Here is a 14,263-nt window from a genome sequence, read left to right as displayed (position 1 = left end):
CGAGTTTCGCAGTGTGTCGAGTGCTCGGCGCTCCATCCCGTGGCGATCCCGGCGCCCCCGGGGCAGACTCGACGTGCACGTCGCGCTCGCCGTGACCGCACCCGCACCGCCGCGGCACGCTCCGCGGTCCCGCCGACGAAGGAGTCCCCGCATGACCGACGCCAGCCACGCGAGCACCACGAACCCGGCCGCACCTCTCCCCGGCGCGGGCGACGGGGGACCGGCGAGCGATGCGGGGTCGGGACGGCCGGACACGTGGGCCTCGACCGACCGCGGCCAGCTGATCGACCGGGCCGAGGTCGTCGTCACCAGCCCGGACCGGAACTTCGTCACGCTGCGGATCACGACCGTCGACGGCGTCACCGGGCTCGGCGACGCCACGCTGAACGGCCGGGAGCTCGCCGTCGCCGCCTACCTGACCGAGCACGTCGTGCCGCTGCTCGCCGGTCGGGACGCCTCGCGCATCGAGGACGCCTGGCAGTTCCTCTACCGCTCGTCGTACTGGCGACGCGGTCCGGTCACGATGGCCGCGATCGCCGCGGTCGACATGGCGCTCTGGGACATCAAGGCCAAGGTCGCCGGCATGCCCCTCTACCAGCTGCTCGGCGGCGCCTCCCGGACCGGACTCATGGCGTACGGGCACGCCTCCGGCAAGGAGCTGCCCGAGCTGTTCGACTCGATCCGCGAGCACCAGGAGGAGGGCTACCGGTCCATCCGGGTCCAGACCGGCGTCCCCGGGCTCGAGAGCATCTACGGCATCGCCTCGAACAGGACGACGGAGGGGAACGCGGGCGTCCGCTACGACTTCGAGCCGGCGCAGCGCGGGGCGTTCCCCGCGATGGAGGACTGGGACACCCGCGCCTACCTGCGGCACGTGCCGACGGTGTTCGAGGCGGTGCGGAACGAGTTCGGCCCCGAGCTGCCGCTCCTGCACGACGGACACCACCGGATGACCCCGCTGCAGGCCGCCAAGCTCGGCAAGAGCCTGGAGCCGTACGACCTGTTCTGGCTCGAGGACTGCACCCCCGCCGAGAACCAGGAGGCGCTCAAGCTCGTCCGCCAGCACACCACGACGCCGCTCGCGATCGGCGAGGTCTTCAACACGATCTGGGACTTCAAGGACATCATCCGCGACCAGCTCATCGATTACGTCCGCGGTGCCGTCACGCACATGGGCGGGATCTCGCCGCTGCGCAAGACGATGGACTACGCGGCGATGTACCAGATCAAGTCCGGGTTCCACGGACCGACGGACATCTCGCCGGTCGGACTCGCGGCGCAGATGCACCTCGGCCTGGCGATCCACAACTTCGGCATCCAGGAGTACATGCAGCACGGCCCCCGGACGAACCAGGTGTTCCGGCAGACGTTCACGTTCACCGACGGCTTCCTGCACCCGGGCGACGAGCCGGGTCTCGGCGTGACGCTCGACGTCGACGAGGCCGGGAAGTACCCCTACGAGCAGGCGTACCTGCCGTTCAACCGCCTGGCCGACGGGACCGTCCACGACTGGTAGCGGCTCCCGCAGCGCCGGGCATGCTGGGTGCGTGGAGTTCGCGGAGGTGGCGAGGGAACTGCTCCTCGTCGCGCCCGCGGACTTCGTGCGTGAGCGCACCGCGCGACAGCGTGCCGTGCGGAAGGACGACCGGGCGCTGGCCACCAGGATCGGTGGCCTGCGGAAGCCCGCGCCCGCCGCCTGGGTGGTCGACCTGCTCGCGCACGAGGGTGCCCTCGACGAGGCCGTGGACCTGGGCCCGGCGATCCGGCAGGCACAGGCCGACGCGGACCCCGCGGCGATCCGGCAGCTCCGGCAGCAGCGCGGCGCGGTCGTGACGGCACTCGCGCAGGCCGGCGCCGACCTGGCCTCGCACGCCGGGCACCCGGCGACGTCGGCGGTGCTCGACCAGGTCCGCGCCACGATCGAGGCCGCGATGACGGATCCGCACGCCGGTGCCGCGGTCCGCTCGGGACTGCTCGTCCGACCCCTCGAGAGCGCCGGGTTCGAGGCGGTCGACCTCGACGGCGCGCTCGCCGACCCGGCCGCCGTCCCCGATGCGTGGTCCGGCACCGACGCCGAACCCATCCCGATCACCAGCGCGAGGCGGACGCGGAAGGCGAGCCGCGCCTCCCGTCCGGACCCCGGACCGCGAGCGGAACCGGAGTCGGAGGAACAGCCGACACCGACACCGGCGCCGACGACGGCGGCCGACCCGGCGGCGGAACGCCGCGCCGCCCGCGAGGCCGAGTCGGTGGCCCGGAGCGAGTCCCGCGACGCCGACGCCGCGCTCGACGCCGCGGAGTCCGAGCTCGAGGCGGCCGAGGACCACCGCTCGGACCTCGAACGGCAGCTCGCCGAGGCGACGGCCGCGGTCGGACGTGCCGAGCGGGCCCGCGACGAGGCGGAGGCGGCGAGCGACCGCGCCCGGGAGCTGCTGCGGGCCGCACAGCGGCACCGTCGCGACGTCGGGCGCTGACGCAGGGCCGGTCCTCATCCCCGCGGATGAAAGCGTCGTCGTCCGGTCGCTGCGGCCGCGACGCCCGCCCTACGCTCGCCGACATGACCTCGTTCCTCCGCCGCCGGGCACGGCACCTCCTGGCTCCCGCCGCCGGCGCCGTGTACCTGGTGCTGTGGATCGTCGCGGAGGCCGGCCGCAGCGACCTGACCGGCCACGTGCTCGTCGTCAGCGCCTTCGCGGTCGCGATCGGTCTGGCGAACTGGATGCCCGCCACGGCGCTCGGACTCGTCGTGGTCGTGCCGCTGCTCCAGGCGCTGCACCTGCTGCCCGGACCGCGGGACACGACGTGGCCGACCTACCTGGCCGTCGCGATCGTCGTCGGTCTCGTCGGTGCCGGCCGATCGGGGCTGCTGCGGTGGCTCGCGGTGCCCGTCCTCGGGGTCGCCAGCGCCGCCGCGGCGTGGGCCATGGCGGTGCCGACCGTGGCCGACCCCGACGTGTGGGGGAACTGGACGGCCTCGCGCTCGGGCACCCGGAACGACGTCGTCCTGCTGACCCTGGCGCTCGCCGGCGCGAGCGGGATCGCGTGGGCGGTCGGCGTCGCGGTCGGTGCCGCGTGGCGGATCGGCCTCGCCCGCGTCCGCGTCGTCGAGGCCGAGCGGGAGACCGAGGTCACCACGGCCGAACTCCGTGCGGAGCAGGACCGAGCGCGCATCGCCCGCGACGTGCACGACTCGCTCGCGCACTCGCTCGCGGTGGTCGTGTCGCAGGCCCAGGGCGCCGCGGCCGTCGCGGGTCCGGACGGTCCGACCGCGACCGCCCTCCGCGACATCGCCGACGTGAGCAGGAACGCCCTCGGCGACGTTCGGTCGCTCGTCGAACGGATCCAGGGCTCCGGGCCGGACGCCGTGCACGGGCTGGCGGACGTCCCCGACCTGGTCGAGGACATGCGCGAACTCGGGATGGAGGCGTCCTTCGAGCAGCACGGCGACCCGGTGTCGCTCGGGACCGCCGTCGGCTGTGCCGTGCACCGCATCGTGCAGGAGAGCCTCACGAACGTGCTCAAGCACCAGGGCCGGACCGCGTCAGCGCGGGTGGTGCTCGACTGGCGCGGAGCCGGTCTCGGGATCGTCGTGACCTCGCGCGGCGACGCGCCGCTCGTCCGGCTCGACGGCGTCGGCTCCGGCGTGAACGGCATGCGGGAGCGCGCCCGTCTCGCGGGCGGCTGGCTCCGCGCGGGCGTGGGCGACGAGCCGGACGAGTTCGTCGTCACGGGGTGGCTGCCCGCCGAGGGCACCCGGTGAGCGAGGTCCGCGTCGCCGTCGTCGACGACCAGCCCCTGTTCGCCTCCGGGATGCGGATGCTCGTCGACGCCCAGGACGACATGACCTGCGTCGGCACCGCGGCGGACGGCACCGCTGCACTGGCCCTCTGTGCGGAGGCGGAGCCGGACGTCCTGCTCCTGGACCTCCGGATGCCGGTGCTGAACGGCATCGAGACGACGGCACGACTGGCCGCACGCGGAGGCGACCGCCCGAAGGTCGTCGTGCTCACCACCATCCGGCGGGACGAGGCCGTGCTCGCGGCCCTCCGCGCCGGGGCCGCGGCCTTCCTGACGAAGGACGCGCTGCCCGAGGTCGTGCTCACCACGATCCGCGACGTGCACGAGGGGCGCCCGGCACCGACCGAGACCGAGGCACTCGACCTGCTCCGCGCCGACGGCACCCTCGTCGAGACCCCGCGTGCGGACGAGGTGCTCGACGTCCTGACCGCGCGGGAGCGCGAGGTGTTCCTGCTCGTCGCGAAGGGCCTGAGCAACCAGGAGATCGCGTCGTCGGTGTTCCTCAGCGAGGCCACCGTGAAGACCCACGTCCGCGCGGTGCTGACGAAGCTCGGACTCCGGAACCGGATCCAGGTCGTCATCACCGCACACGAACGCGGCCTCGTCCGCGCCTAGGGGGAACCATGCGCATCACCCAGCGTGCCGCGAAGACCGGCACCCTCGTCCTCGTCGTCGCCGGTCTCGGGGGAGCGGTCCTGCACAGCCTGCCGGAGCCCGCCGACCACGCCGTCCGCCCCACCGCCGATCGGGACCTCGACACGTGGTCGATGCCGCTCGACGGGTACGCGCAGCCGGGGTGGTCCGAGGTCGGCTACGCGGAGGCGTTGCTCGACGAACCGTGCCTGCGCGACCTCGGCATCGACTCCCCGGTGCCGTGGGCGACCCTCGCGGGCCTGCAGGCGGACTCGATCAGCGACGAGACGCCGGTCCGCGGCAACGACGCTCCGGCGCTGGCGTGGTCGCGCCCGCTGCGTGCGGAGGCAGCCGCGGAACGGGGGTACCAGCAGCCGTCCGCGCGGGGCGCGAACCGGGACGGCTGGCGGCAGCGGGGCGAGGACCCGGAGCGGAACGCCGCGTTCGACCGGGCCGACCGCGACGCCGTCGACCGCTGCTTCCGGGCGTCCCGCCAGGCGCTCGGCACCGACGACGACGGAGCGGCCCAGGGTGCCTCGACGACCGCGAAGCGCCTCACCTTCCTCGCGGCGGACGCGGCACGCCGCGAGCCCGCGGTCGTGGCCGCAGCAGGGCGGTGGCGGACCTGCCTGGCGCCCGTGGCACCGAGCGCGCTGCCCGAGGAGCCCCACGGCATGCCCACCGGAGCGATGCGCCAGGCGTTCGGTACCAGCGGCCCCGCGCTGCCGGTGCCGGACGCCGAGACCGCCCTCGCCGAGCACGACGTGGCCTGCCAGGAGTCCTCCGGCTACCGACGAGCCCTGTACGACGCGCAGTGGTCTCGTCTCCTGCACGTCACCGCGTCCGACGCCGCAGTCCTCGACGCCGTCCGACCGGACCAGGTCGCGGTGGCGGAGCGCGTCGCGGCGACGATCGAGCGGCTCGCGCCGCCGGCGCCGGAGGGCGTCGACTGAGCCGCGGTCGCGGGCAGGTGGTCCTGGGGGGACCGGCCCGCGGCCGCACGGGAAGGGTGCGCAGCCGCAGCCGCAGCCGCAGCCCCAGCCGCAGCCGCACCGGAACCCGCACGCCGTCCGCCCGCCGGCGCGCCCCCGCCCAGATCGTTGCACAACAGTTGTCGTTCTTGACCGGAACCATTGGAGCGGTCTAATCTCGGACACCATGCTTCGGGCCGGCGATGGTCCGCCGGTGGTCTCCCCTCACAGCACCACGGGGAGCCCCGGGTACAGGACTCGCATCATCGCCGACGCCCCAGACCCCCGCAGCCACCGCGCGGGCGACCGGGAGCGTGGTGCGCGGCGCACCCCGGAGACATGCCGCGATGCCGGGTCGAGCACTCCGGGGGCCCTCCAGGAGAGACGACACATGTCGGAACCCCGCACCAACAGCACCACGACCCTCACCCCGCCGACGGGCACCGCGACACCGGCCGCCACAGCGCCTCCACGCCCGTCGAGCGGCACCGCCACCACCCGGGACGGCCTCCTCGCCCGCCTCGGCATCCCGCACCCGCTGCGCTGGGGCTTCCTCGGCGTGCTCGTCTTCATGACGGGTGACGGCATCGAGTCGAACTTCATCGCGCCGCACATCGCTGGCGTGCTCGGCGGCGGCGGGACCGCCAGCGCGGCGACGATCATCGGCATCTACGGTGTCGCGGTCCTCGTCGCCTCGTACTTCGCCGGCGTGCTCTCCGACCTCTGGGGTCCTCGTCGGGTGATGACCCTCGGCGCCGTCCTCTGGGTGGTGTTCCAGGTCGCGTTCCTCGCGGCACTCCCCACCGCCTCGGTCGGCCTCATCGCGCTGACGTACTTCCTCCGTGGGCTCGGTTTCCCGCTGTTCGCCTTCTCGTTCCTGTGCTGGATCAACCACACGGTCGCCCGGGAGCGGAACGCCACCGCGGTCGGCTGGTTCTACGTGGTGTTCACCGGCGGTCTGCCGACCCTCGGCTCGCTCGTCGCCATCGGGTCGATCCCGGCGTTCGGTGGGGGAGCGACCGGCGAGACGTGGTCGATGGCCCTGTCGCTCCTGTTCGCCGTCGTCGGTTGGGTGATCGTCCGGTTCGGCGTGCACGAGACGACCGGGCTCGGCCGGATCGCCCCGCGTGAGCAGTCGGCGGCTCGGGTGCTCGCCTCCGGCATCGAGGTGTGCGTCAAGCGACCGAAGGTCCTGCTCGCCGTCGTCATCCGGCTCGTGAACACCGCCCCCGAGTTCGGGATGTTCGTGATCATGCCGGCGGTCATCGGGACCGAGCTCGGCTGGGGACAGGCGAAGTGGCTGACCATGACCGTCATCGTCTACGCGGGCAACATCCTCTTCAACGCGTTCTTCGGCGCGCTCGGCGACCGCATCGGCTGGATCCGCACGGTGAAGTGGTTCGGGATCGCGGCCTCGGCGGTCGGTCTCCTCGCCTGGTGGTACGTCCCGCACCTCGTCCCGGCTGGCTCAGAGTGGGGCTTCTGGCTCGCGACCACGGCCGGCACCCTCTTCGGCATCATGCTCGCGGGCTTCACCCCGATGGGCGCGGTCGTCCCGGCCTTCGCCGGCGAGGAGCGTCGCGGTGCTGCGATGGCCATGTACGCGACCGCGGCCGGCGGCGCCACGTTCCTCGGCAACGCCGTGGTGAGCGCGGTCCTGCCCTGGGGTGGGCCCGGCGGCGTCGTCTGGACCTTCGTCGCCCTCTACGCGGTCGCGTTCGTGGTGCTGTCCTTCCTCAGGCTGCCCCGCGGTGCGGAGGCCGCCGGTCACTAGGCGACCACGCGGGACGGGAGGCGCGTGGCGACCCCGCCACGCGCCTCCCGTCCGTCGCGGCGCCGGACGATCCGTCCGCGGCGCAGCATCCGGACGACACGCCCGGCAGCCCCTGCTAGACTCGTGAACCGACTTCGGCGAGGGCCGCGCATGCGCGGCCGTGATCGACGCGGTAGGGAGACCCGGCCCAGCCCTGGGAGCGTTCCTCACGCGTGCACGCGTTCGAGTTGCAACACCACAGACCCCCCGATGCCGGCACCCCGGCGTCGACCACGACACCAGGAGGCGCCACCATGGCCGACTACACCAAGCTCGCAGCGGAGAACCGCACCAAGTTCGGCAAGGGCGCAGCGCGCAAGCTCCGTGCCGCCGACAAGATCCCCGCGGTCGTCTACGGCCACGGCACCGAGCCGCAGCACATCAGCCTGCCGGGCCACGAGACGATGCTGCTCGTCCGTACCGCGAACGCCGTCGTCGACCTCGACATCGAGGGCTCGGCGCAGCTCGCCCTCGTCAAGGACGTCCAGCGTGACCCGGTGCGCCAGATCATCGAGCACATCGACCTCGTCGTCGTGCGTCGTGGCGAGAAGGTCACCGTCGACGTCCCCGTCGTCGTCACCGGTGAGTCCTTCTCCGGCACCATCCACGTGCAGGACCTCTCCTCGGTCTCGCTGCTCGTCGAGGCGACCGACATCCCGGAGCACGTGACCGTGGACGTCGAGGGCCTCGAGGACGGCACGCAGGTCCTCGCCTCGCAGCTCGAGCTCCCGTCGGGCGCCGAGCTCGAGACCGACGCCGAGGCGCTCGTCGTCCAGATCGTCACCCCGCGGGGCACCGCCGACGACGACGCCGCCGACGAGGCCGCTGCCGAGGCGGGCGCCGAGGCCGGCGCCGAGGGCGGCTCCGCCCCGGTCGACGCCGACTCCGAGTAACAGGCTCTACGGAACGTCTGGCCGACGCTGATGACAGGAACGACCCTCGTCGTGGTCGGGCTCGGGAACCCCGGGCCCGACTACGCGGGCAACCGTCACAACGTCGGCCAGATGGTCCTCGACGAACTCGCGGCCCGCATGGGCGCGACGTTCAAGAAGCACAAGACGCCGAACCAGGTCGCCGAGGGGCGTCTCGTGCCGGGCGGACCGAAGCTCGTCCTCGCCAAGCCCGGCTCGTTCATGAACACCTCGGGCGGCCCCGTCTCGAGCGTCCTCGGGTTCTACAGCGTCACCCCGGCCGACCTCGTCGTCGTGCACGACGAGCTCGACCTGCCGTTCGACACCGTGCGCCTCAAGGGCAACGGCGGGCACGGCGGTCACAACGGGCTGCGCGACATCATCAAGGCGACCGGCGCGAACGAGTTCAGCCGGGTGCGCATCGGCATCGGTCGTCCGCCGGGCCGCCAGGACCCGGCTGACTTCGTCCTGCGCGACTTCTCGCCGACCGAGAAGAAGACGCTGCCGAACCTGCTCGCCGACGGCGCCGACGCCGTCGAGGCGATCGCGGAGCTCGGCCTCCTCGCCGCGCAGCAGCGCGTGCACGCTCCCTCCTGACGGTCCCCGGCCGGGAGGCACGCCCCACCTCCGACACGCGGCGCACCGCCCGGCACGCGACGGCCCCGTCGCAGGGCAGCTGTCCGGTCGGCGCGTGGTCCCCGAAGTGGGGGACCACTCCGTCCCCCGACGGTCGGTAGGTTCGCCGCGGGGAGATCGTCCCCGACGAGGGGGACGACCATGGGACCAGCACCGCACCGGGAACGACCGACACCGCGACTCCGGGCAGCCGTGGGCGTGGTGCCCGCGGCGATCGCGGTCATGGCGGTCGGACTGGCCTCGATCCTCACGCAGGACGGCGCGGTCGCCGCCACCGAGACCTGGACCCCGACGAGCGCGGAGACCGCCGCGCCCCCGGTCGCGACACGCTTCGGTGCACCGAACGACGTGCACCGGGCTGCCGACGGGTCGCTGCTCCTCGCGGACTTCTCGGCGAACGGGCTGCTGCGCCGCGCGGTCGACGGCACCTGGAGCGTCGTCGCGCCCTTCGGGACCGGCAGCGGTGACCTGTGGAACCCCTCGGCGGTCACGACCACCGCGGACGGTCGGATCGTCGTGGCCGAGGCCGGTCGTCCCGCACTCGCCGTGCTCGACGCCGACGGTCGCGTCCTCTCCCGCACGGCGCCGCCCGTCCGCCGAGCGGTGTCCGAGCTCGCGGTGTCGGACACGACCGTGTTCGCCGCGGTCCCGGGCAGCGGCTCGCTCTTCACCGCCGGACTCGGCTCCGACGCGTGGACGACGGTGCCCGGGCCGTGGACCGACCCGAGCGGCGTCGCGGTCTCGGCCGACGGCCGGACGCTCGCCGTGACGGACGCCGGGACCGACGAGGTCTGGCAGGTCGACCGTGCGACGGGGACCGCCGCGGCACTCGGCTTCCCGGGGGACCCGCAGTCGAGGCTCCGCGGCGTCGCCGTCGACGGGGCCGACGTCTTCGCGGTGGACAACGGACACGGTGTGGTCTGGGCACGGACCGCCGGTGCGTGGACCGCGGCGTTCTCGACGGCTCCGGACGGATCGACGCTGGCGAACCCGACCGCCGTGACGGTCGGACCGGACCGGACGCTCGTCGTCGCGGACTACAACCGGCAGCGGATCGTGACGGCCACGTCCTCCGGTCGCGAGGTCGCCGTGCCGAGCCCGACCGCGACGACCGAGCCCACCGCGGAGCCGACCGCCACGGGCACGCCGGTCCCCGACCCGACCGCCGACCCGACCGCGACGGTCGCGCCGACCCCCGATCCGACCCCACTCCCGACGTCGGAGCCGATCCTGACCCCGGCTCCGACGTCGGGTCCCACCGATCCGCCGACCACGCCGACCCCGACGCCGACGCCGACGCCGACGCCGGAGCCGACCCTGACCCCGGAGCCGACCCTGACCCCGACGGCGCAGGCGACCGCGACGCCGACGGCCACCGTCGCACCGTCGCCGACGGCGACCAGCGGACCGACGGGTGCCCCGCGACCGGACCCGACCGGCGCCCCCACGGCGGCCCCCGGCCCCGGGGCGACCCCCTCGGACACCGCGGGTGGCGCGGACACCGGCACCGCGCCTCCCGGTCGACCGGCAGCCGACCCCGCGGCCACCGGCAGCGACACCGCTGCCGGACCCGGGCGGGGCGCACTGGCCTGGACCGGTGCGACGCCGCTCGCCCCGGCACTGCTCGCCGCCGCGGTCCTCGTCGCGGCCGGCCTCCTGCTGCGGCGTCGCCGCCGCAGCTGACCGACGTGCGCGGCCCGTGTTCGCCGGCCGCGCACGCCGAACCGCGTGTCGGACGCCGCCGGTACCATCGTCTGAGTGACGATCTCGGGCATCATCCCTGCGCTCTCGCGCGCCTCCGCGTTCGATCGTGTCCTCCGCGCCGCCGCGCGTGACGCCGACTTCTCCGTCGTCGACGGCCTGCGCGTCCCGCTGCTCGGTGCCCTGCTCGCCGAACGCGGCGGTCCCCAGTGCCTGTTCGTCGTCACGGCCACCGGGCGCGAGGCCGAGGCGGTCCGCGGCGCGCTGACGTGCACCGTGCCCGATGCCGAGGTCCTCGAGTTCCCCGCGTGGGAGACCCTGCCGCACGAGCGCCTCAGCCCGAGCGCGCAGACCGTCGGCACCCGCATCGCGACGCTCCGGAAGCTCGCGGCGTGGCAGGACGCCGACCCGGCCGACCGTCGCACGACCGTCGTCGTCGCGAGCGTGCGGGCCGCGCTGCAGCCGATCGCCGGCAACCTGACGTCGCTCGCACCGGTGGCCCTCCGGACCGACTCACGCGGCAACGACCTCGCGCAGATCGCGTCGCAGCTCGTCGACCTCGCGTACGCCCGCGTCGACCTCGTCACCCGCCGCGGCGAGTTCGCGGTGCGCGGCGGCATCCTCGACGTCTTCCCGCCGGGCGCCGACCACCCCGTGCGCGTCGACTTCTTCGGCGACGAGATCGAGGCGATCAAGGCGTTCTCGGTGGCCGACCAGCGCACCACCGACGACGACCTCGGGTCGGTCGAGCTCACCGCGTCCCGCGAGCTCCTGCTCAGCGACGACGTCCGGCAGCGGGCCCGCGAGATGCTCCACGAGTTCCCGAACCTGTCCCAGATGCTGGCGAAGATCGCCGAGGGCATCCCGGTCGAGGGCATGGAGTCCCTCGCGCCGGCGCTCGTGCAGGACCTCGTGCCCATCACCACGTACCTGCCCGAGGCCGCGACGATCGCGGTCCTCTCGCCGGAGCGTGTCGCCGGGCGCGCGCACAGCCTGGCCGAGACGAACACCGAGTTCCTGCAGGCCGCCTGGAGCGCCGCGGTCGCGGGGGCACAGGCGCCGATCGACCTCGACGCGGGCAACTTCCTGTCCGTGCAGCAGCTCAAGAACACCCGCGGCCAGCGCACCTGGTGGACGGTGACGCCGTTCGACTCCGGGCTCGACGAGGGCGACCGGGACCGCGTGCTGAGCGACGCCGAGGCCGCCGCCGAGGCCGGCGAGTACATCCGCGTGCGCGCCGAGGCGATCCCGAGCTTCGCGGGCAGTGCGGACGGCGCCGTCGAGCACGTCAAGCACCTCGTCGACGACGGGTGGGGCGTCGTCGTGACGGCGCAGGGCAAGGGACTCGTCGAGCGCGCGGTCCAGGTACTCGCCGACGCCGGTGTCGCCGCGCGTGCCGAGGACCTCACGGCACCGCCGGAGCCGGGCGTCGTGATCGTCACGACGGCCTCCGTCGAGGCCGGCTTCGCCACCCCCGACCCGCGGATCGCCCTGCTCAGCGAGGCCGAGTTCTACGGCCGCAGCGTGCAGCAGGGTGCCCGCACGGTCAAGAAGCTCGCCGGTCGCCGCAAGAACGTCGTCGACCCGCTGCAGCTGAAGCCGGGCGACGTCGTCGTGCACAACACCCACGGCATCGGCAAGTTCGTCGAGCTGGTCTCCCGCGAGGTCAGCTCCGGCGGCCGCAACGCCGTGAAGACGCAGCGGGAGTACCTCGTGCTCGAGTACGCGCCGTCGAAGCGGAACTACCCGGGCGACAAGCTCTTCGTGCCGACCGACCAGCTCGACCAGCTCTCGCGGTACGTCGGTGGCGAGAACCCGACCCTGTCGAAGATGGGCGGGTCGGACTGGTCCGCGGCGAAGTCGAAGGCGCGCAAGGCCGTCCGCGACATCGCCGTCGACCTCGTGAAGCTCTACTCCGCGCGCATGGCGTCGAAGGGCCACGCGTTCGGGCCCGACACCCCGTGGCAGCGCGAGCTGGAAGAGGCGTTCCCGTTCGCCGAGACCGCCGACCAGCTCACCACGATCGACGAGATCAAGCGCGACATGGAGAGCCCCATCCCGATGGACCGCCTGCTCTCCGGCGACGTCGGCTACGGCAAGACCGAGGTCGCGATCCGCGCGGCGTTCAAGGCCGTGCAGGACGGCAAGCAGGTCGCGGTCCTCGTGCCGACGACCCTGCTCGTGCGCCAGCACATGGAGACGTTCCAGGAGCGCTTCGCCGGGTTCCCCGTGCACCTGCGTGCGCTGAGCCGCTTCCAGAGCGAGAAGGAGTCGAAGGAGACGATCGCCGGGCTCGCCGACGGCACCGTCGACATCGTCATCGGCACGCACCGGATCCTGTCGCAGAACATCGCGTTCAAGGACGTCGGCCTCGTCATCATCGACGAGGAGCAGCGCTTCGGTGTCGAGCACAAGGACCAGCTCAAGAAGCTCAAGACCAACGTCGACGTCCTGGCCATGTCCGCGACGCCGATCCCGCGGTCGCTCGAGATGGCGGTCACCGGCATCCGCGAGATGTCGACGCTGGCGACCCCGCCGGAGGACCGCCACCCGATCCTGACCTTCGTCGGCCCGCAGTCGGACCTGCAGGTCGCCGCCGCGATCCGCCGCGAGCTCCTCCGCGAGGGGCAGGTGTTCTACGTGCACAACCGCGTGAAGGACATCCAGTCGGTCGCGTCGCACCTCGCCGAGATCGTGCCGGACGCCCGCATCCAGGTCGCGCACGGGCAGATGTCCGAGGGCACCCTCGAGCAGGTCATGGTCGACTTCTGGGAGCGGAAGTTCGACGTCCTCGTGTCGACCACGATCGTCGAGACCGGACTGGACATCGCGAACGCCAACACGCTCATCATCGACAAGGCCGACAAGTACGGCCTGTCGCAGCTGCACCAGCTGCGCGGTCGTGTCGGGCGTGGTCGTGAGCGCGGGTACGCGTACTTCCTCTACGACGCCGACAAGCCATTGTCCGAGACCGCACAGGACCGGCTCGAGACCATCGCCGCGAACAACGAGCTCGGCGCGGGCATGCAGGTCGCCATGAAGGACCTCGAGATCCGCGGCGCCGGCAACCTGCTCGGTGGCGAGCAGTCCGGGCACATCGCCGGGGTCGGTTTCGACCTGTACCTCCGCATGATCGGCGAGGCGGTGTCGCAGTTCCGCGGCGACGTCGCCGAGGGCCAGACCGAGCTCCGGCTCGAGATCCCGGTCGACGCGCACATCCCCGAGGACTACGTCGAGTCCGAGCGGCTCCGGCTCGAGGCGTACCAGAAGCTGTCGGCCGCATCGGCCCCGGCTGCGCAGTCCGAGGCGATCGACATGGTGCTCGACGAGCTCACCGACCGCTACGGGCAGCCGCCGCAGGCCGTCCTCACCCTCGTCGAGGTCTCCCGGCTCCGCCGCATGGCCCAGCAGGTCGGCTTGTCCGACGTGGTCGTGATGGGGTCGAACCTCCGCGTGGCTGGCAAGGAGCTCGCCGACTCGGCGCAGGTCCGGCTCAAGCGGATGTACCCGGGCGCACGCTGGTTCCCGCAGCAGGACGCCGCGAGCATCCCGCTGCAGAAGCCGCACGGCGAGTCCCTGCCCGACGCCGGGCTCATCGAGTGGGTGGAGAGCATCCTGACGGCCGTCTACGGGGCCTCGAAGGCCCCGGCGGAGACGCCCGCCGCCTGATCGGACCACACGACGGCCTGGAGGCGGGGGGGGGGGGGGGGCCGCCCGCCCCCCCCCCCGGGGGGGGGGGGGGGCCCCGGGAAAAGACGCACCACACGCGGTGTGGGGGGTTTGGGGGTGGTGGTGTTGTT

General features: G+C 73.4%; 10 protein-coding genes. All 10 read left to right on the top strand.

Annotation, left to right across the window (positions count from 1 at the left end; translation table 11 throughout):
- Positions 1–151: 151 nt before the first annotated feature.
- The 10 genes from manD (at position 152) to mfd (ending at position 14,132) form a co-directional block, all read left to right on the top strand.
- Positions 152–1,516: a D-mannonate dehydratase ManD gene (manD, locus tag AB0N84_RS15410; RefSeq protein WP_363547922.1), complete on the top strand. Its 1,365-nt coding sequence runs from the start codon at positions 152–154 to the stop codon at positions 1,514–1,516.
- Between the two features lie 31 nt (positions 1,517–1,547).
- Positions 1,548–2,474, top strand: a complete 927-nt coding sequence (locus AB0N84_RS15405; protein ID WP_363547919.1) for a hypothetical protein — start codon at positions 1,548–1,550, stop codon at positions 2,472–2,474.
- Positions 2,475–2,557: 83 nt separating this feature from the next.
- Positions 2,558–3,760: a histidine kinase gene (locus AB0N84_RS15400; RefSeq protein ID WP_363547916.1), complete on the top strand. Its 1,203-nt coding sequence runs from the start codon at positions 2,558–2,560 to the stop codon at positions 3,758–3,760.
- Positions 3,757–4,413 carry a response regulator transcription factor gene (locus AB0N84_RS15395; protein WP_289457809.1) on the top strand — a complete coding sequence of 219 codons (657 nt, stop codon included), beginning with the start codon at positions 3,757–3,759 and terminating at the stop codon, positions 4,411–4,413. Before AB0N84_RS15400 ends, AB0N84_RS15395 begins: the two co-directional genes overlap by 4 nt.
- Before the next feature lie 8 nt (positions 4,414–4,421).
- Positions 4,422–5,384 (top strand): hypothetical protein, encoded by a 963-nt coding sequence (locus AB0N84_RS15390; protein WP_363547913.1) that lies wholly within the window; start codon positions 4,422–4,424, stop codon positions 5,382–5,384.
- A gap of 409 nt (positions 5,385–5,793) precedes the next feature.
- Positions 5,794–7,176 carry an RbtT/DalT/CsbX family MFS transporter gene (locus AB0N84_RS15385; RefSeq protein ID WP_363547910.1) on the top strand — a complete coding sequence of 461 codons (1,383 nt, stop codon included), beginning with the start codon at positions 5,794–5,796 and terminating at the stop codon, positions 7,174–7,176.
- A gap of 293 nt (positions 7,177–7,469) precedes the next feature.
- Positions 7,470–8,108, top strand: coding sequence for a 50S ribosomal protein L25/general stress protein Ctc (locus tag AB0N84_RS15380; RefSeq protein WP_182045464.1), 639 nt, complete (start codon positions 7,470–7,472; stop codon positions 8,106–8,108).
- A gap of 30 nt (positions 8,109–8,138) precedes the next feature.
- Positions 8,139–8,723: an aminoacyl-tRNA hydrolase gene (gene pth, locus AB0N84_RS15375; protein ID WP_363547906.1), complete on the top strand. Its 585-nt coding sequence runs from the start codon at positions 8,139–8,141 to the stop codon at positions 8,721–8,723.
- A 180-nt stretch (positions 8,724–8,903) separates the two neighbouring features.
- Complete coding sequence (locus AB0N84_RS15370) at positions 8,904–10,445, top strand: hypothetical protein (RefSeq protein WP_363547903.1); 1,542 nt, start codon at positions 8,904–8,906, stop codon at positions 10,443–10,445.
- Between the two features lie 75 nt (positions 10,446–10,520).
- The gene (gene mfd, locus AB0N84_RS15365; RefSeq protein ID WP_363547900.1) at positions 10,521–14,132 is read left to right on the top strand and encodes a transcription-repair coupling factor; all 3,612 of its coding nucleotides are present in this window, start codon (positions 10,521–10,523) and stop codon (positions 14,130–14,132) included.
- Positions 14,133–14,263: the final 131 nt, after the last annotated feature.

Source organism: Curtobacterium sp. NPDC089185 (genome assembly GCF_040685235.1).
GTDB classification, from domain to species: Bacteria; Actinomycetota; Actinomycetes; order Actinomycetales; family Microbacteriaceae; genus Curtobacterium; species Curtobacterium citri.
Note: the sequence above shows the minus strand (reverse complement) of the source record. Positions and strands in the feature narration are given on the sequence as shown.

Excerpts from the sequence above, each read along its gene's own strand:
- AB0N84_RS15380 (WP_182045464.1), top strand. The coding sequence starts at position 7,470 with ATGGCCGACTACACCAAGCTCGCAGCGGAGAACCGCACCAAGTTCGGC.
- AB0N84_RS15390 (WP_363547913.1), top strand. The coding sequence starts at position 4,422 with ATGCGCATCACCCAGCGTGCCGCGAAGACCGGCACCCTCGTCCTCGTC.
- AB0N84_RS15400 (WP_363547916.1), top strand. The coding sequence starts at position 2,558 with ATGACCTCGTTCCTCCGCCGCCGGGCACGGCACCTCCTGGCTCCCGCC.
- AB0N84_RS15385 (WP_363547910.1), top strand. The coding sequence starts at position 5,794 with ATGTCGGAACCCCGCACCAACAGCACCACGACCCTCACCCCGCCGACG.
- pth (WP_363547906.1), top strand. The coding sequence starts at position 8,139 with ATGACAGGAACGACCCTCGTCGTGGTCGGGCTCGGGAACCCCGGGCCC.
- manD (WP_363547922.1), top strand. The coding sequence starts at position 152 with ATGACCGACGCCAGCCACGCGAGCACCACGAACCCGGCCGCACCTCTC.
- AB0N84_RS15370 (WP_363547903.1), top strand. The coding sequence starts at position 8,904 with ATGGGACCAGCACCGCACCGGGAACGACCGACACCGCGACTCCGGGCA.